The organism is Rhizobium ecuadorense (assembly GCF_001187535.1).
Classification (GTDB): Bacteria; Pseudomonadota; Alphaproteobacteria; order Rhizobiales; family Rhizobiaceae; genus Rhizobium; species Rhizobium ecuadorense.
Genome location: NZ_LFIO01001267.1, coordinates 76352 through 93320, shown reverse-complemented (window position 1 = coordinate 93320; position 16969 = coordinate 76352). Strand labels below are relative to the sequence as shown.

Sequence of the window (16969 nt, the reverse complement as noted above, 5' to 3'; positions counted from 1 at the left end):
CGATGGTCGAGCTACCCCGCAAGCAGGTTTTCGAAAGCGCTGGAGAGGCCGAGCGGATCTTGGCCGAGGAGGCCGCTAGAGCGCCCACCGCTGAGGCACCCGCGATGCCCGTGGCCGGAACCCCGGTTGCGCAAGCGCCTGAGAAGACCGGCCGCCGGATGCTCAAGCGTGCGGTCATCGCCGCAGCACTGCTTGCCGGCGCCGCTTTCGCGGGCGATTTCGGCCATCGCTACTGGACGGTCGGTCGCTTCATCGAATCCACCGACGATGCCTATGTGAAGGCCGACTATACCACCGTCGCCCCGAAGGTTGCCGGCTATATCAGGCAGGTGCTGGTCAATGACAATGACCAGGTCAAATCAGGCCAGGTTCTCGCCCGCATCGACGACCGCGACTTTCAGGCCGCATTGTCGCAGGCGAGGGCCGATGTGAAGGCGGCCGAGGCCGCCATTACCAATATCGACGCCCAGATTGCCCTGCAGCAATCCGTCATCGGCCAGGCCAAGGCGACGATCGATGCCTCGCAGGCCTCGCTGGATTTTGCTGTGTCCGATGCCGCCCGCTCCGCCCGCCTGATCACCAACGGCGCCGGCACCCAGTCCCGCGCCGAACAGAGCCAGTCGGCCCGCGACCAGGCCGCCGCCGCCGTCGAGCGCGACCGGGCGGCTCTCGTTGCGGCTGAGAACAAGGTGCCGGTGCTCAACAGCCAGCGCCAGCAGGCAGCTGCCGAGCGCGACCGGGCGGCCGCGGCCGCGCAGCAGGCCGAACTCAACCTCTCCTATACGGATATCGTCGCCGCTGTCGACGGCACGGTCGGCGCCCGTTCGATCCGCGTCGGCCAATATGTCACATCGGGTACGCAACTGATGGCCGTCGTGCCGCTACATGCCGTCTATGTCGTCGCCAATTTCAAGGAAACGCAGCTGACCTATGTCCGTCCCGGCCAGTCGGTCGAGATCAAGGTCGACAGCTTTCCCGATATCGCCATCAAGGGTCATGTCGACAGCGTTTCGCCGGCAAGCGGTCTGGAATTCTCGCTGCTGCCGCCGGACAATGCCACCGGCAACTTCACCAAGATCGTCCAGCGTATCCCCGTCAAGATCGTCATCGATGACGAGGCTTTGAGCGGGCTGCTGCGCTCGGGCATGTCGGTCGAGCCTGAAGTCGATACCAAGGCTGCCCAGAGCGAGGCTTCCCAGGCCTCCGGACAAGCCGAGGAGGAATTATCCAGCCACGCTGGATGATCCTTCTCCTCCCGAAATATCGCCGAACCCCATCGTCGGAAAGTTTCCGCAACAGTCGGAAGGAGATAGGTCATGGCCACTCTTCAGATCGCAGCAAACGGCAATTCGCTTGCGCGCCCCGCCGCTGCAGTGCCCGCGACGCCTGCCGTCATGAGCCCGCTACGCGTGTGGATGGCTGTTGTCGGCTCGACGCTCGGCGCCTTCATGGCGGTGCTCAACATCCAGATCGTCAATGCCTCGCTTGCCGATATCCAGGGCGCCATCGGCGCCGGCACGGATGACGGCGGCTGGATCTCGACCTCCTATCTGATCGCCGAGATCGTCGTCATTCCGCTCAGCGCCTGGCTGGCGCGCGTCTTTTCGCTGCGCAGCTATCTGCTGGCCAACGCCATCCTGTTCCTGATCTTTTCCGTTGCCTGCGCCTTCGCGGCAAACCTGCAGCAGATGATTATCCTGCGCGCCATTCAGGGCTTTGCCGGCGGCGTGCTGATCCCGATGGCCTTCACCATCATCATCACCCTGCTGCCCAAGGCGAAGCAGCCGATCGGCCTTGCCCTCTTTGCCCTGTCGGCCACCTTCGCACCGGCGATCGGCCCGACGATCGGCGGTTACCTCACCGAGAACTGGGGCTGGGAATATATCTTTTACGTCAATCTGGTGCCCGGCGCGCTGATGGTCGGCCTGCTCTTTGCCTCGCTCGACCGGGCGCCGATGAACCTGAAGCTGCTTTTCAACGGCGACTGGCCTGGTATCGTCACCATGGCGATCGGCCTGGCCGCTTTGCAGACCGTGCTGGAAGAGGGCAACAAGGAAGACTGGTTCGGCTCCGATTTCATCCTGCGGCTGACGGTTGTCGCCGCTGTCTCGCTGACGCTGTTCATCGTCATCGAGCTGAGAGCGGCTCATCCGCTCCTGAACCTGCGTCTGCTGCTGCGCCGCAATTTCGGCTTCGGCATCGTCGCCAACTTCCTGCTCGGCATCGCGCTTTATGGTTCGGTCTTCGTACTGCCGATCTACCTCACCCGTATCCAGGGCTATAATTCCGAGCAGATCGGCATGGTGCTTGCATGGACAGGCATCCCGCAGCTGCTGCTGATCCCGCTGGTGCCGCGGCTGATGAAGCGTTTCGACGTCCGCCTGCTGATCGTCGTCGGCTTTGCCCTGTTTGCCGCCTCGAACTTCATGAACGTGCATATGACCGGCGACTATGCCAGCGACCAGCTGTTCTGGCCGAATATCGTGCGCGCCATCGGTCAGGCGCTCGTCTTCACGCCGCTGTCGGCGATCGCCACATCTGGCATCGAGCAGGAGAATGCCGGCTCGGCGTCCGCCCTCTTCAACATGATGCGCAATCTCGGCGGGGCGGTCGGCATTGCCTCGCTGCAGACCTTCCTGTCGAAGCGCGAACAGTTCCATTCGAACATCCTGACCAACTCGGTCTCGGTCTTCGAGGAGGCGACCCGCGATCGTGTCGCGAGGTTGACGGCCTATTTCATGAACCACGGCGTCAGCGATCAGGCGCTCGCCAGCCACAAGGCCGTCGTCGCCATCGCCCTCAAAATACGCAGGCAGGCCAATATCATGGCCTTCAGCGACACCTTCTTCCTGCTCGGCGTCGCCCTTGTCGTCGCCCTGCTGGCAAGCCTGCTGCTCCGGAAACCCGGCCAACTCTCCGGTGGCGGCGCTCACTAACGCCGCCTGCCCGAAAGGAGGAGAACACGATGACAACTGCGATCCATGCCCCCGATCTCGACCGGTTTCAGCCAAGGGCTGCCGGCAATGCCGTCAGCACCGGCGCGTTGCTCTCCATCATCGAATGGCTCTCCGGCGACGAATGCCATGCGCTCGACGAGGCGGGCCTTGTCTCCGGCCTTGGCCGCAGGCTTCAGGCGTTTGGCCTGCCGGTGGACCGGTTGACCCTGCATCTGATGACGCTGCATCCGGAGTTCATCGGCCGCACCATCGCCTGGGCGCCGGGCGAGCCGGTCGAGATCCACGACCGCGAACACGGCGCCCGCGTTGCGATTGCCAATACGCCGCTGCGCAAGGTCATGGACACCCGCGAACCGCTGGTCGTCGGCGCCGGCGAAAGCGCACATGGCCGCTGGCAGCATATCGATGTCTTTGCCGATCGCGGCCTGATGCAGCTCGTCATCGCGCCGCTCTGCAATGGCGACGGCCCGGTCAGCGCCGCCGTCTTCGGCACCACGCGGCCGGGCGGTTTCACCGCCTCCGAGCGGCAACTGATCGAACGCATCCTGCCGGCCCTGCGCAATACCAGCGAGCTGCGCATTCTTCGCCAGGTCGAGCTCAGCCTGCTCGACACCTATATTGGCCCGCTGACGGCAAGCCGGATTCTGGCCGGCCGCATTCGCCGCGGTGAGATCGAATCGATGCAGGCGGCCCTTCTGCTCTGCGATCTGCGCGGCTTTACCGAACTGTCGAACCGGCTGCCGGGCAGCACCGTGCTCGGCCTGCTCAATGCCTATTTCGACAGGATCGTACCGGCCATCACCCGCGAGGGCGGCGAACTGCTGAAATTCATGGGCGACGCCGTACTGGCCTTCTTCCCGGGCTACGATGCCGCCCATTCCTGCGGCGCCGCTCTCGCCTCGGCCCGCGCCATGCTCGATGAGATCGACCGTTTCCAATATGAAGGCATCGGCGTGAAGGCGGGCATCGCGCTGCATTACGGCGAGGTCAGCTACGGCAATGTCGGCTCCGGCCGCCGCCTCGACTTCACCCTGATCGGCGGCGACGTCAATCTGGTCAGCCGCATCCAGACCGCCTGCAGCGAATTGGGAGAGGCCCTGCTGATGTCGGCGCCGTTCTGCCAAGAGGCCGGGGCAGGGGATGTGGTGTCGGTCGGGGCGCATGGGTTGAAGGGGTTTGCCGAGCCGGTGAAGCTATTTACGATCGTGCGGTAGGTGTGCGGTGCTCCGCCCACCAGCGCGCACCTGCACGAAACGCAGGGCAGGCTTGCCCCAAAACGGCTTCGCTTCCCCATAGCTTTCCGCCATAGTGCCCGCGACTCAGATACCGAGGAAAAGGCCTATGACCGTGCTGTCCGACGAACAAGGCGAGATCATCCGTGAACTGGGCGTTGCCGCCGAGATCGATCCCGAGCGCGAGATCGCGCGGCGCACCAATTTCCTCAAGGATTATCTCGTCGCCTCAGGGCTGCGCGGCTATGTGCTCGGCATCAGCGGCGGCGTCGATTCGCTGACGGCCGCCTTGCTGGCGCAGAAGGCCGTGCGCGAACTGCGTGACAGCGGCCATACTGCTGAATTTATCGCCGTGCGTCTTCCCTATGGCGTCCAGGCTGATGAGGCCGATGCGCAGAGGGCGCTCGCAACGATCGGCGCCGATCGTTCGGTAGTGGTCAACATCAAGGCCGCGGCGGATGCGATGCTGGCCGCCGCTCAGGACGGCGGCCTCGCTTTCGCCGATGCCGGCCGGCAGGATTTCATCCTTGGCAACATCAAGGCCCGCCAGCGCATGATCGCCCAGTTCGCGCTTGCCGGGGCGCTCGGCAGCCTCGTCATCGGCACCGATCATGCCGCCGAGGCGGTGATGGGCTTCTTCACCAAATTCGGCGATGGCGCCGCCGATATCCTGCCGCTCGCCGGCCTCAACAAGCGCCGCGTCCGCCTGCTGGCCAAGCGGCTCGGTGCCCCGGACGAGCTGGTCTTCAAGGTTCCCACAGCCGATCTTGAGGACCAGCGGCCGCTGCGCCCCGACGAGGAGGCCTATGGCGTCAGCTATGACGAGATCGACGATTTCCTCGAAGGCAGGCCGGTCGGCGAGATCGCCCGCCGCCGCATCCTCGCCGCCTATCGCGCCACCGGCCACAAGCGCGCGCTGCCGGTGGCCGTCAACGCCCTCTGAGGGTTTGGTTTACGGTCGAACCGGCGAGCCGGTCCGACCGGACGATGCGACGTAGGCATGCGGGGCGAAGTAGACGCCACCGGCATCGAAGGCTTCGAGGTCTTCGGCCTGCATCGCCTCGCGCACCTTCGGTCGCGCCGCCACACGGGCCATGAAGGCGTGCAGCGCCGGCCATTTTCTGAGATCGATTTCGATCCAGGGCGACCAGTTCAGGCAGACGAAGAGATAGGCGTCTGCCACCGTGAAGGCCTCGCCGGTGAGATAGGGTACGGCAAGACGGCCGTTCAGCCAGGCGAGCCGCTTCGATATCAACGCGCGAATCTCGGCATGCACGCTCGCATAAAGCGGGTTGAAGAGCAGCACCATCGGCTTGTGCAGCTCGGCGGTGATGAAATTCAGATAGGATTGCACCTCGTTGCGGCTGAGATTGCCGACTTCGGGCAGCATGGCTGATCCCTGCGGCACGCTGTCGGCGAGGAACTGCACGATCGCCGGCCCTTCGGTCAGCACCTTGCCGTCGTCGAGCACCAGCGCCGGCACATATCCGTTGCCGTTGACGGCGAGGTAATCCTCGCCGTCGCTCGCTTTGTGGGTTTGCCGGTCGACCTCGACGAGTTCGATATCGAGCCCCAGCTCGCGGCAGACGATATGCGGCGAAAGCGAGCAGGCTGCGGCGTTCATATAGAGTTTCATGGCGATTTCCTCTCTCTGTTCCTCTCTTGGCGCAGCCGGTCGATGCCGCCTGTCGATCCCATTGAATATTTGTACTGTTCCGCATAAAATAACTCTCGTCAAGAATTTAATGCGAAACGGTACAAAATATGAAGGATGGAAGGAAGCGTGGCCGCCCGAGGGCTTTCGACGCCAAGGCCGCACTCGGCAAGGCGCGCGACGTCTTCTGGGACAAGGGCTTCGCCGCCGCCTCGCTCGACAATCTGAGTGCGGCGACCAATCTCAACCGCCCGAGCCTTTACGGCGCCTTCGGCGACAAGGAGGATCTTTATCTCGATACGCTGGAAGGTTATCGGCAGGACGGCATGGATGCGCTCGCCGAAGCACTCGATCCGTCGCTTCCGCTGCGCGACAATCTCGCCCGCGTCTATGCCGGCGCGTTGGCGGTTTATCTGCATGGTGAAACCGCCGCCCGCGGCTGTCTGCTGATCGGCACGGCGACGGTCGAGGCGGTCGAGCGTGAACGGGTCCGCGAGGTGCTCGGCCGCAGCCTCGGCGATTTCGACGGCGAGATCGAAAAGCGCATGCGCCTTGCGGTGGAACGCGGCGAGCTTGCCGAAGGCGCCGATCCGCAGATGCTGGCAAGGCTTGCCTCCGCTGTCATGCATTCGCTTGCCGTGCGCGCCCGCGCCGGCGACAGCCGCGAGACGCTGGAAGCGATCGCCCGCTCCGGCGTCGAACTGATCTGCGGACCCGCCTAAACTCAGCCTGGGGTCTTCTGATCGCGCGGCCGCACCAGCCAGGCATAGGCAGCACCCACGACAAGCAGCACCGAGGTACCGAGGAAAACCGCCCGCATGCCGATATGCCCGCCGACGAAGCCGCCGAGGATAGGGCCGGCCACCTGGCCGACATATTGCGAGGAAATGGAAAAGCCGAGAATGCTGCCCGCCGCACTGTCCGGCACGCTGTGGCGGATGACGGCGGCGATGCAGGGCAGCAGCCCACCAAGCGCTGCCCCCATCAGGAAACGCAGGACGATCAGCTGCCAGGAGCTGGTGACGAAGGCCTGCGGGATCAGCAGCAGCCCGGCGACGGCGAGCGCCCCTGAGATCACCGGCCAGTGGCCGATCCTGTCGGCAAGCCGGCCGAGCCATGAGGCCGAAAGAATGCTGCCGAGGGCGGCCGCCGACATGACGATGCCGGAGATCATTGTCACCTCATCGGCGGCCGGCACGATCTGCGCGACATAGACGGTGATGATCGGCTCGATCGACATATTGGCGAACATCAACAGCATGCCGGTCGCCAGCATGGCGATCACAGGCCGCCTATCGCTGATGGATTTCCAGCCGCCGCTTGCCTTGGCGGCCTGTTTGCGGGCCGGCGATTTCTCCTCCTTGATCAGCAGGGCGGTGGCGAGAAAGGCGAGGAAGATCATCGCCCCGGCGGCGAGAAACGTGCCGCGGATGCCGATAACCGGCGGCAGCACCCCGCCGATCAGCGGCCCGACAAGATTGCCGGCCATGATGCCGGAAGAAAGCACGCCGAGCGCCCAGGCCGAGCGGTCTTTCGGCGTCTGCGTCGCCACCAGCACCATCGATCCGGAGGAATAGCCGCCGGCAAGCCCGACGAAGAGGCGCAGTGCCACCAGCTGCCAGACATTGCCCGCCATGCCCATCAGTGAAATCGCCACCGTCATGCCGAGGCTGGCGCGCACCAGCATCAGCTTGCGCCCGTAAATATCGCCGAGCCGGCCCCAGAGCGGCGCAACGAGCGCCGCGGCCAGGAAGGTGGCGCCATAGGCAATGCCCGACCATTGCACGATTGCCGCATGGTCGCTGACGCCGAGTTCCTCGACATAGAGCGGCAGGAAGGGCAGCAGCAGCGTCATCGCCACGATGGTGGTGAAGGAGCCGATCAGCGAGATGGCGAGGTTGCGCTTCCAGTAGATCGAGCCTGTCCTGACGCTCGCCGCGTCCAATTGCGTATCGGTCATTCCTTGCCTCGGCATCGATCATGAGGGCGCGATTGCGCCGAAACTGGATCATCTCGGATAAAAGTGCTAGATATACTGATTGCAAGATGCAATCGGTTAATCGGAGGATATTGCCATGAACGATATGCGCACGAGGCGGCAGATCGTCCGCGATCTCTACGCCGCCTATCTGGCTGACCGCAAGGATAAAGTCGGCGCCATGCTGACGGAGGATTTCACCTTCTCCAGTCCGCGTGACGATCATATCGACCGGGCGACCTATTTCGAGCGCTGCTGGCCGAAGCAGCCGGTCTTCCGCGCTATCACAATCGAATTCCTGGCGGTCGAAGGCGACGAGGCGGTTGTTCGCTACCGTGCCGATAAACTCGACGGCGGCAGCTTCGGCAACGTTGAGAGCCTGCGCTTCCGTGGTGATAAGATTGCTTCCGTGGAGGTCTATTTCGGCCGGAATCTGTAGTCCGGGCGGTACCGTTTAAAGAAGCCTTATCGCCGAAGTGGCGATGATGACCATCGAGACCGCCACCATCAGCGCCCGCACCGGCAGCCGCTTGACGAGGATGGCGCCGAAAGGGGCGGCGATGACGCCGCCGATGATCAGGCCGATCGCCGAATTGAGCTCCGACCAGCCGAGCGTCAGGATGAAGGTCAGCGAAATCGTCAGCGTCACCGCGAATTCGGTGAAATTGGTGGAACCGATCACCCGCTTGAGATCATGGCCGCGGCCGACGAGCGTGCTGGTGACGACGGGTCCCCATCCGCCGCCGCCGATCGCATCGAGAATGCCGCCGCAAAAGCCGACGGGCGGCACCGCCCAGTCGCGCACCTCACGCTTGCCCGGTGGCCGAAAGGCCTTGTAGAGGATCAACAGGCCGATGGCGATCAGATAGGCCGACACGAAGGGCGCGATCACCTTGCCGTCGATATTGGCCAGCAGATAGGCGCCGATCGCGCCGCCGATCATGCCGGCCGGTGCCAGCCGCGCCACCAGCCGCCAGTCGACATTGCGATGATAGGCATGCGAGATCCCCGATGCGGCGGTCGTGAACATCTCCGTCACATGCGTCATGGCGCTGGCATTGGCCGCCGGCACGCCGAAGGCGAGAAGGCTCGTCGTCGACAGCACGCCGAATGCCATGCCGAGTGCGCCATCGACGATCTGCGCACAGAAGCCCACCACGATGAAAAAGAAGATGTCCGATGTCATACGGTCCCCTCAGACGAACGGTAGCATCAGAATCTGCGATGCGGGAAAAATTCTGATGTCAGGCGGAAAGTCCGCGCTGCTTCAGCCGGACGATCTTGAAGAAGCCGTTTGGAAAGACCGGCATTATATCGGTCGCGGAAAAATCACCGCGCCGCTCCGCCCATGCGAGGATGCGATGGATGCGAAAGGCGGAGGACCAGCCGATGTGACGCACGAGCGGCGCCACCGCCGCCTCGATCGCGCCCTGCAGGCCTGCGCCGTCGCCGAGCTTGCTGGCGAGAATGATCTCGCCGCCCGGCCGCAGCACCCTGGCGCATTCGTCGAGCGCCCGCTCGGGCTCGGGGATGAGCGTGATGACGAAGGGCAGGCAAACCGCATCGAAAGACCGGTCGGCAAAGCTCAGCGCATGCGCATCCATCACCTCCAGCGACTTGACATGCTGCAGCTTGGCGCGGCGTACCTTTTCGCGTGCCCGCGCGATCATGTGTTCGGAAATATCGATGCCGGTCACCCGGCAGCGGCTGGGATAGTGACCGAGCGTCAGGCCGGTGCCGACGCCGACTTCCAGAATATCGGTGCCGGCCGCAGCGGCGAGTGCGGCCAGCTTGCGATGGCCGTCGCTGAGAATGCCGCGATAGACGCGGTCATAGACCGGCGCCCAGCGCTGATAGATTTTCTGCTGATCGTCCGCCCTGCCGCGAATCGCTGCCATCCCGCACCTCCCTGAAGCCCAGTCCTCAACTCCTAAGGGTAGCGTCCGGTTCCCCCAGAAATGTGACGGAAGGCACATATTCGCAGAGCGGATCGTACCGGGCAGCCTATCTTGCCGGCGCGAGACCAAGTTTCTTGGGGTCGAGCTCGCTGCCGATCTCGACGGTTTTCGTCTGCTTGTCGTAGACGCAGATCTGGACGACCAGGCCCTTGGCGCCTTTCGGCTTGCCCGTCACCAAAGCCAGTCCGTAATGGCTGGTGCCGAAGGGATCGACACTGGCCGCAGGGTTTTCGATCGCGACAGCCGCCGTCTTGCACTTGGCCTCGACGTCGGCCGCCAGCCGTTTCCAGGCATCGTCCGAAGAGGCATGCACTGGCCCCGAAAGCAGTGGAAGCGTGGCCATCGCCAGAAGCGGGATTATATTCCTGTTCATATTGATCTCCATTGCGGTGTGTCGCCGGGAAGCGGTTTTCGGGGCGGGCATCCCGGGCGATTTTCCCGCCCGATTCCAGCCCTGCAACTGAGGCAAATTTTCCTCCGACGGATCGTTTTTTGACATTTCGCCGGTTGCCTCTCCCCCTTTCCCCTCCTATGTTCCGCCTCACCTGCCGATGACGCAATCTATTGCAAGAGGAGATCTGATATGGCTTTCGAATTGCCTGAACTTCCCTATGATTACGAAGCGCTTGCTCCCTTCATGTCGAAGGAAACGCTGGAGTTTCACCACGACAAGCACCACAAGGCCTATGTCGACAACGGCAACAAGCTCGCCGCCGAAGCCGGCCTTTCGGATCTGTCGCTCGAAGACGTCGTGAAGAAGTCCTTCGGCACCAATGCCGGCCTCTTCAACAACGCCGCCCAGCATTACAACCACATCCATTTCTGGAAGTGGATGAAGAAGGGCGGCGGCGGCAACAAGCTGCCGGGCAAGCTCGAAGCAGCCTTCGCCTCCGATCTCGGCGGCTACGACAAGTTCAAGGCCGATTTCGCCAATGCCGGCGCCACCCAGTTCGGCTCCGGCTGGGCCTGGGTTTCCGTCAAGAACGGCAAGCTCGAAATCTCCAAGACCCCGAACGGCGAAAACCCGCTCGTCCACGGCGCCACCCCGATCCTCGGCGTCGACGTCTGGGAACACTCCTACTACATCGACTATCGCAACGCCCGCCCGAAATACCTCGAGGCTTTCGTCGATAGCCTGATCAACTGGGACTATGTCCTGGAGCGCTACGAAGAAGCCACGAAGTAAGCGGCCCCGGACTCGCAGCCCACGGGCGGCGATGTCTCAGCCTTTTTAGTTCAGCACCCGGCGCCCAAACGCCGGGTGTTTCGTTTCGTATGAAAGCCGTCACATCCCTGTCACCCGCCGCTCCTAATCACGCTCCATGTCATCTTCCGCTCTTCCCCTGTTCCGCTTCGGCATCATCGCCGACCCGCAATATGCGGCAGTCCCGCCGCATGCGACCATGGACCGCTATTACGCCAACAGCCTTGCCAAACTCGCCGAGGCGATCGAGGTCTTCAATGGCGAGGAGTTGAGCTTCGTCATGACGCTCGGCGATGTCATCGTCTCCGAAGTCGCCGCACGTCTCGGCATGCCGTCGCCCTATTACAGCTTCCACCGCCACGGCTGGCGCTTCATCGTGCTCGACGGCAACGAGGTCAGCACCTTCGCGCCCCCCGAAGAGCATCCGCATCGCGTCCTGGCGGCAAAGATGCTGGCGGAACTGCGGGCGAGGGGCGAAAGAAACGCCCATCCGTGGAACGGCGCGCTGAGCGACGAGCAGTTCGCCTGGCTCGGCGATGAGATCGCAAGCGCCGCCGCGGCCGGCGAGAAGGTAATCGTCATGAACCACTATCCGGTCTATCCCGCCGGCGAGCACGATATGTGGGACTGCGACCACATCGTCGCGCTGCTCGCCGCGCACGACAACGTCGTCGCCTATTTGAACGGCCATAACCACGCCGGCAATTACGGCAAGGTCGGCGCCTGCCATTTCGTCAATTTCAAGGGCGTGGTCGACACCGAGAGCGAAAACGCCTTCGCCATCGTCGACGTCCATCCCGACCGAATCGAAATCCGCGGCTTCGGCCGGGAAGAGAGCCGGACGCTGGCTTATTAGGTGATGATTCGCACGCCCGGTTCGTGCGATGGCTGCCCCTCACCCTAACCCTCTCCCCGTTCTGACGGGGAGAGGGGACGTGCCCTACGCGACGTTGGTGAAAAATGGAGAGCTTGCGGCTTGCCCCCTTCGCCCCGTTTACGGGGAGAAGGTGCCGGCAGGCGGATGAGGGGCAGGCGGCGATCGCAGTCCTCACATTTCACCCCGGCACAGCCTTCTCCGTCCAGCCGCTGGTCCACAACTCCCGCAGCCTGTCGCCATCGCCCTTGAAGAATTCGTCACGCGCCGCGCAGTGTTCCACCCGGTCGCTGCGGAAATTGCGGATTGCCTGGCGCAGCTCGCACCAGGCGACGATATTGGCGGTCTGCGAATAGTAGATCAGCGCGATCGGCTGGATCGTCCGCTCGCTCGCGCGGCCGAGTTCGTCGCGGTAGCCGAGCATCAGCTTGCATTCGTCGCGGATCGCCCGGCGCACGATCGCAAGGTCGAAGCCCGCCGGCTGGGCGGTCGAGCCCCAGGCATAGAGCGCCTTGCTGTCCATCGCCTGGCGAAGCGGCGCCGGCACGGCGCCGGATATCTTCCGGTTGACCCGGCGGGCGGCCTGCTTCAGCTCTTCGTCGGCGGTGCGTTCGAGCAGCGCCAGCGACAGCACGATCGCCTCCATCTCCTCGATCGAGAACATCAGCGGCGGCAGGTCGAAGCCCGGCCGCATGATGTAGCCGATGCCGCGCCCGCCCTCGATCGGCACCCGCATCGCCTGAAGGGCGGCGATATCGCGATAGATCGAGCGCACCGTCACCTCAAGCGTCTCGGCCATCGCAGCCGCCGTCATCGGTTTTCTGGCGAGCCGCAGGATCTGAATGATCTCGAAAAGCCGTGAGGCCTTGCGCATTTTGCCTCTCCCATCCCTTAGGCTCCTGACAATACACTGTCAGTTGGGTTTGCGTATAGAGCCGCCTATCGAATTGAAATCAATCAGGGTCTTTCAAAACGGCCCATGGACCGACAAGGCGGTAACTGACATGAACTACCACGAAAACCTCTGGCTCTTCTTCACCCTTCTCTTCGGCATCATTATCGTGCCCGGGATGGATATGCTCTTCGTGCTCGCCAATTCACTGACCGGCGGCATCAGGCGGGGGCTGGCGGCGACCGGCGGCATCATGGCCGGCGGCGCGGTGCATTCGGCCTATGGCGCGGCCGGCGTCGGCTTGCTCGTCACCATGCTGCCGCAGCTTTTCAACGTGCTGCTCCTCGCCGGCGTCGCCTATATGATCTGGATCGGCATTTCGCTGATCCGCAGTTCGATCACCGTCGAGGCGGTCGGGCCGGGAACGGCACGCTCCGGCTGGCGCGCCTTCCGCCAGGGTGCGGTCACCTGTCTCGTCAATCCGAAGGCCTATATCTTCATGTTCGCCGTCTATCCGCAGTTCCTGAAGCCGGAATACGGCCCGGTCTGGATGCAGGGCCTGATCATGGGCGCTATGACGGTGGCCACCCAGTTCGCCATCTACGGCACGCTGGCGATGACCGCCGGCCGCAGCCGCGATATTCTCGTCGCCAATCCCGACGCCACGGCCTTTGTCGGCCGCTTCGCCGGGCTGCTGCTGGTTGCGGTTTCCGCCTTCAGCCTCTGGCAGGGGTGGAAAAGCGCCTGAGCCTTCGCGTCCCCGACGCGGCGGCAAAAATTGCGACATCTTCAGCAGTGACCGGCGGCAGTCCTGCGGAGATGTTCTCTTATCATCGCGCGAAACTCACCGAATGTCTGGAACCCAATGTGCCGTATAACTCGGTGGACCGTCGTTGGAGAAACGCGGCACCTGCGCGCAACCGCTGCCGCACTTTCAAAGGCCGTCATCTCCGGCCTTTCCAGGATCTCCCTGGCGACGCCTTCGAGAGTAATGGGAAATACGAGCTGTCGGCGGGCGATCAGGCACTTCAGTTCGTGCAGTGTTGAGGGAGGAGAGGGCTGATGCTGTAGCATTGCAATCACTTTCGAAAGAACTCCTTTCGGGCAAGCGCGTCACGATCTCTTGCGGCGGTCGAAGTGAAATCTAGTGCGTTCCGCTCGGCTAGATCGCCTGCGGCTTGAAATCGCTGGCCGCAACCGGCATGACGCCCTGCAACAGAGCGACGGACTTCTCCAGCCCTTCCAGACTGTTCAGAAGCACGTCCTCATGCTCGATCGAAAGCCAGCCATCGTAACCGGCCATTTTCAGCCTGTAGCAGAACTGCCGCCACCATTCTTCGCCATGCCCGAAGCCCAGCGTGATGTAGGACCAGCTACGCGCCGGGATGTCCATCAGGCTGCCGTTCTCCAGAAGGCTTGTGACGGCCTGCTTCGGAGCGTTGAGGAGGGTATCCTTGGCATGAACGTGGTATATGGCGTCGCCGAGCGCTTCTGCGGCGACAAGGGGATCGGCGCCCATCCAGAAGAGATGGGACGGATCCAGGTTCGCTCCGACGATCGGGCCCACGGCTTGGCGCAGCTTCAGCAGCGAAGGCACGTTATAGACGCACTGGTTGCCATGGAGTTCCAGCGCGATACGTTCCACGCCGTGATCCCTGGCGAGTGCCACGATCTTGGTCCAGTAAGGCAGGAGTTTCTCCTCCCACTGGTAGCGAAGGATCGCCTGCGTCTCCGGCGGCCACGAGGAGACCACCCAGTTCGGCATGGTATCGGTGGCATTTCCGGCCGGAAGTCCCGACATCGCGCAGACGGTCTTGATACCCAGTTCGCCCGCCGCGCGGATCGTATCCTCAAGACCCTGCCCCTGGGCAGGATCGGTCGGATGCAGCGGATTTCCGTTGGCGTTCAGACTTATCACTTCCAATTCGCGATCGGCGAAAGCGCCCAGGAATGACTTCTGCGCATTCTTGTCCCGAAGGATTGTCGACAGATTGAAATGCGGTGCCGTCGACCAGCCGCAGGTGTTGACCTCGACGCCGGAGACACCCAGTCTTCGAGCGTGATCCAGCATCGCCTCGAAGGGCAGCGCGCCGAGGCTGTCTGATACGAATCCAAGCTTCATGCGTAAAACTCCGGTTTGGCAATCATTTCGACGGGGATCTTGCGGCGGTCGTTCAAGGCTCTGACGCCGGCTTCGGCGACCTTTGCGGCGCAATATCCATCCCAACTGCTCGAAGCGATGTTCGGGAATACCCCTGTTTCGACGAACCGGACAAAAGCGCGGTTCTGGCGGCGATAGGCTTCGGCGTAGCGGCTGCGCCAATCCGCCTCGTAGCTTGTGCTCTGGCCGAGTTCCCGGTCGACGCGGGTGTAGTTGACGGCGTTCATGGCGATCGTCGCCTTCTCGCCCACCAGCTCCGCGCGAACATCGTAGCCGTAGGCCGCGTTGTTGTTGATCTCGATATTGACGAGTTGGTCATCCGCCGTTTCGAGCACCATATAGACCGGTGCGACCAGCGCGTCTGAACGCTTCGGCTGGAAGGCGGAGATCGAGACGTATTCGGTGTCGAGGACGTGTCGGACGACATCGAACTCGTGCGGGGCGGAATTGGTGATCGCCATCGCTCCGGTAAAGTCCGACGCGGGAGTTGCGACATTGCGATGAAAATTGTGCATCATCAGCGCGCGGCCAATCGCACCGTGCTCTAAAGCCCGTTTCATTTCGACATAGGACTGGTCGAAGCGGCGCATGAAGCCGAGCATTATGAACTTCGATCCCGCGGCTTCTTCCGCCTGCATGATCTCCACGCATTCTTGCGAGGATTGCGACAGCGGCTTTTCGCAGAGAGCCCGTTTGCCGAACTTTATGCAGGAGAGCGACAAGGGCGCGTGCGTGAAATCGGGGCTTGCGATGATAACGGCGTCCACGTCCCGACGAGCGGCGACCCGGCCGGGGTCGGAGTCGACATCATGAGCACAGTAGGCGTCTGCCACTTTGCGGGCGCGGTCCGCATCCATGTCGCAGACGACCTGGAGGCTTGCTCCTGGCAGATCTTCGGCGATGATCCGCGCGTGATCGGCTCCCATCAGTCCCGCCCCGATGACGGCGATCCTTACTGTCATTTCGATATTTCCTGTCGTTTGGAGAACCAGCGATTTGCGGCTTGCAAGCATGACCCCTGGTGGGAAACGCGTGCCGGTAGCCCCATCCCGGCACGCACCCTTGGGAGGGCTTACTTCTTTGCGTACTGGTCAACGTTGTCCTTGGTGATCGAAGCGAACGGCACCAGCTTTTCGGCCGGAGCATCCTCCCCCTTTTTCAGCCCTTCCACGACCTCGAAGGCGGTCTTCGCCTGGCCTGCAGCGTCCTGGAAGATCGTCTGGGACATGGTGCCGGCCTTGATCGCATTCAGAGCATCGGCCGTGCCATCGACACCGGAGATCATCACGCCCTTGAGGCGGTCAGCGCCCTGAAGTGCTTCCAGCGCCCCCAGCGCCATCTGGTCGTTGGCTGCGACGATCGCATCGAATTTCGGAAAGCTCTGGATCCAGTCTTCCGTGACCTTCATGCCTTCTGCGCGGTCGTAATTGGCTGAGAGACTGGCGAGAGTGGCCACGTCAGAACGGCCGAGCGCATCCTCGAAGCCCTTTTTGCGCTCCTGCGTGTGGGAGAGCCCCGGTGTGCCTTCGAGGTAAAGGATCTTGGCGTCCTTCGGCAGGTGTTCCTTCATGTACTCGCCCTGAAGGCGGCCGGCATCGATATTCTTCGAGCCGACGAAGGTGTACTTGCCGCCTGCCGATTGGATGCCGAGAGCGATGACGGGAATGCCGGCCTGGTTCGCCTTCTCGACGCCCGGTACGATGCCTTGGTAGTCGACCGGCACGACGACGATCGCGTTGACTTTCTGCGCTATGAAGTTGTCGATCTGATCGAGTTGCTTGCTGACGTCGTTGTTGGCGTCGGAGAAGTTCACTTCGACGGCCGGATCGGATTTCGACGCTTCGATGAAGGCGTTCTTGCGCGCCATGACGAAGACGTCCGTATCCGCCATGTTGGCGTATCCGACGACGAATTTATCTGCGGCGAATGCGGCGCCGGTGGAGATGGCAGCAAGGGATATGGCGCAGGCGAGAGCGAGTTTGGAAATGGCTTTCATAGGATCCTCCCATAGAGTTTCAGGTTCATTCCAGATGCGGGAAATCCCCGCCGACAAAGAGGT

19 protein-coding genes are annotated in these 16969 nt (G+C 62.8%); 9 read left to right on the top strand and 10 right to left on the bottom strand.

The window, feature by feature from the left end:
* The first annotated feature begins 2 nt into the window (after positions 1–2).
* The 4 genes from AF337_RS26625 to nadE all read left to right on the top strand — a co-directional run bounded on the left by AF337_RS26625 (position 3) and on the right by nadE (position 5132).
* Entirely contained in the window at positions 3–1244 is a 1242-nt protein-coding gene (locus tag AF337_RS26625; protein WP_049734481.1) for an HlyD family secretion protein, read from the top strand.
* Positions 1245–1316: 72 nt separating this feature from the next.
* A complete protein-coding gene (locus AF337_RS26620) occupies positions 1317–2936 on the top strand; it encodes an MDR family MFS transporter (protein WP_049734480.1) in 1620 nt (539 codons plus the stop codon).
* Between the two features lie 29 nt (positions 2937–2965).
* The gene (locus AF337_RS26615; protein ID WP_049734479.1) at positions 2966–4171 is read left to right on the top strand and encodes an adenylate/guanylate cyclase domain-containing protein; all 1206 of its coding nucleotides are present in this window, start codon (positions 2966–2968) and stop codon (positions 4169–4171) included.
* A gap of 127 nt (positions 4172–4298) precedes the next feature.
* Entirely contained in the window at positions 4299–5132 is an 834-nt protein-coding gene (nadE, locus tag AF337_RS26610; protein ID WP_049734478.1) for an ammonia-dependent NAD(+) synthetase, read from the top strand.
* A gap of 9 nt (positions 5133–5141) precedes the next feature.
* Here nadE and gstA read toward each other — a convergent pair whose 3' ends face one another.
* Positions 5142–5825, bottom strand: coding sequence for a glutathione transferase GstA (gene gstA, locus AF337_RS26605; protein WP_049734477.1), 684 nt, complete (start codon positions 5823–5825; stop codon positions 5142–5144).
* A gap of 128 nt (positions 5826–5953) precedes the next feature.
* Between gstA and AF337_RS26600 the strand changes: the two genes are divergently transcribed.
* The gene (locus tag AF337_RS26600) at positions 5954–6565 is read left to right on the top strand and encodes a TetR/AcrR family transcriptional regulator (RefSeq protein WP_049734476.1); all 612 of its coding nucleotides are present in this window, start codon (positions 5954–5956) and stop codon (positions 6563–6565) included.
* A gap of 2 nt (positions 6566–6567) precedes the next feature.
* Here the strand turns inward: AF337_RS26600 and AF337_RS26595 are convergent, their stop codons facing one another.
* Positions 6568–7803 carry a multidrug efflux MFS transporter gene (locus AF337_RS26595; RefSeq protein WP_049734475.1) on the bottom strand — a complete coding sequence of 412 codons (1236 nt, stop codon included), beginning with the start codon at positions 7801–7803 and terminating at the stop codon, positions 6568–6570.
* A 115-nt stretch (positions 7804–7918) separates the two neighbouring features.
* Here AF337_RS26595 and AF337_RS26590 point away from each other — a divergent pair, with 115 nt between their 5' ends.
* The gene (locus AF337_RS26590; protein WP_049734474.1) at positions 7919–8260 is read left to right on the top strand and encodes a nuclear transport factor 2 family protein; all 342 of its coding nucleotides are present in this window, start codon (positions 7919–7921) and stop codon (positions 8258–8260) included.
* Between the two features lie 15 nt (positions 8261–8275).
* Here the strand turns inward: AF337_RS26590 and AF337_RS26585 are convergent, their stop codons facing one another.
* The 3 genes from AF337_RS26585 to AF337_RS26575 form a co-directional block, all read right to left on the bottom strand.
* Positions 8276–9007 carry a sulfite exporter TauE/SafE family protein gene (locus AF337_RS26585; protein ID WP_049734473.1) on the bottom strand — a complete coding sequence of 244 codons (732 nt, stop codon included), beginning with the start codon at positions 9005–9007 and terminating at the stop codon, positions 8276–8278.
* A gap of 58 nt (positions 9008–9065) precedes the next feature.
* Positions 9066–9719 carry a class I SAM-dependent methyltransferase gene (locus tag AF337_RS26580; protein ID WP_049734472.1) on the bottom strand — a complete coding sequence of 218 codons (654 nt, stop codon included), beginning with the start codon at positions 9717–9719 and terminating at the stop codon, positions 9066–9068.
* Positions 9720–9825: 106 nt separating this feature from the next.
* Complete coding sequence (locus tag AF337_RS26575) at positions 9826–10152, bottom strand: hypothetical protein (protein ID WP_049734583.1); 327 nt, start codon at positions 10150–10152, stop codon at positions 9826–9828.
* 210 nt (positions 10153–10362) lie between these two features.
* On the opposite strand from AF337_RS26575, the gene AF337_RS26570 reads away from it, so the two are divergent.
* Both AF337_RS26570 and AF337_RS26565 read left to right on the top strand, forming a co-directional pair.
* The gene (locus AF337_RS26570; protein WP_003569477.1) at positions 10363–10965 is read left to right on the top strand and encodes a superoxide dismutase; all 603 of its coding nucleotides are present in this window, start codon (positions 10363–10365) and stop codon (positions 10963–10965) included.
* 136 nt (positions 10966–11101) lie between these two features.
* Positions 11102–11839 carry a metallophosphoesterase gene (locus AF337_RS26565; RefSeq protein WP_049734471.1) on the top strand — a complete coding sequence of 246 codons (738 nt, stop codon included), beginning with the start codon at positions 11102–11104 and terminating at the stop codon, positions 11837–11839.
* A 199-nt stretch (positions 11840–12038) separates the two neighbouring features.
* On the opposite strand, the gene AF337_RS26560 is transcribed toward AF337_RS26565, so the two are convergent.
* On the bottom strand, positions 12039–12731 hold the full coding sequence (locus tag AF337_RS26560; RefSeq protein ID WP_049734470.1) for a helix-turn-helix transcriptional regulator: 693 nt from the start codon (positions 12729–12731) through the stop codon (positions 12039–12041).
* A 130-nt stretch (positions 12732–12861) separates the two neighbouring features.
* Here AF337_RS26560 and AF337_RS26555 point away from each other — a divergent pair, with 130 nt between their 5' ends.
* Positions 12862–13497: a LysE family translocator gene (locus AF337_RS26555; RefSeq protein WP_049734469.1), complete on the top strand. Its 636-nt coding sequence runs from the start codon at positions 12862–12864 to the stop codon at positions 13495–13497.
* 41 nt (positions 13498–13538) lie between these two features.
* Here the strand turns inward: AF337_RS26555 and AF337_RS45665 are convergent, their stop codons facing one another.
* From AF337_RS45665 to AF337_RS26540, 4 genes are all read right to left on the bottom strand, one after another.
* A complete protein-coding gene (locus AF337_RS45665; protein WP_082336871.1) occupies positions 13539–13823 on the bottom strand; it encodes a MurR/RpiR family transcriptional regulator in 285 nt (94 codons plus the stop codon).
* Positions 13824–13911: 88 nt separating this feature from the next.
* Positions 13912–14871 (bottom strand): sugar phosphate isomerase/epimerase family protein, encoded by a 960-nt coding sequence (locus AF337_RS26550; protein WP_049734468.1) that lies wholly within the window; start codon positions 14869–14871, stop codon positions 13912–13914.
* Positions 14868–15872 (bottom strand): Gfo/Idh/MocA family oxidoreductase, encoded by a 1005-nt coding sequence (locus AF337_RS26545; RefSeq protein ID WP_049734582.1) that lies wholly within the window; start codon positions 15870–15872, stop codon positions 14868–14870. The genes AF337_RS26550 and AF337_RS26545 overlap by 4 nt, the downstream gene beginning before the upstream one ends.
* A gap of 110 nt (positions 15873–15982) precedes the next feature.
* Positions 15983–16906 carry a sugar ABC transporter substrate-binding protein gene (locus tag AF337_RS26540; protein WP_049734467.1) on the bottom strand — a complete coding sequence of 308 codons (924 nt, stop codon included), beginning with the start codon at positions 16904–16906 and terminating at the stop codon, positions 15983–15985.
* Positions 16907–16969: the final 63 nt, after the last annotated feature.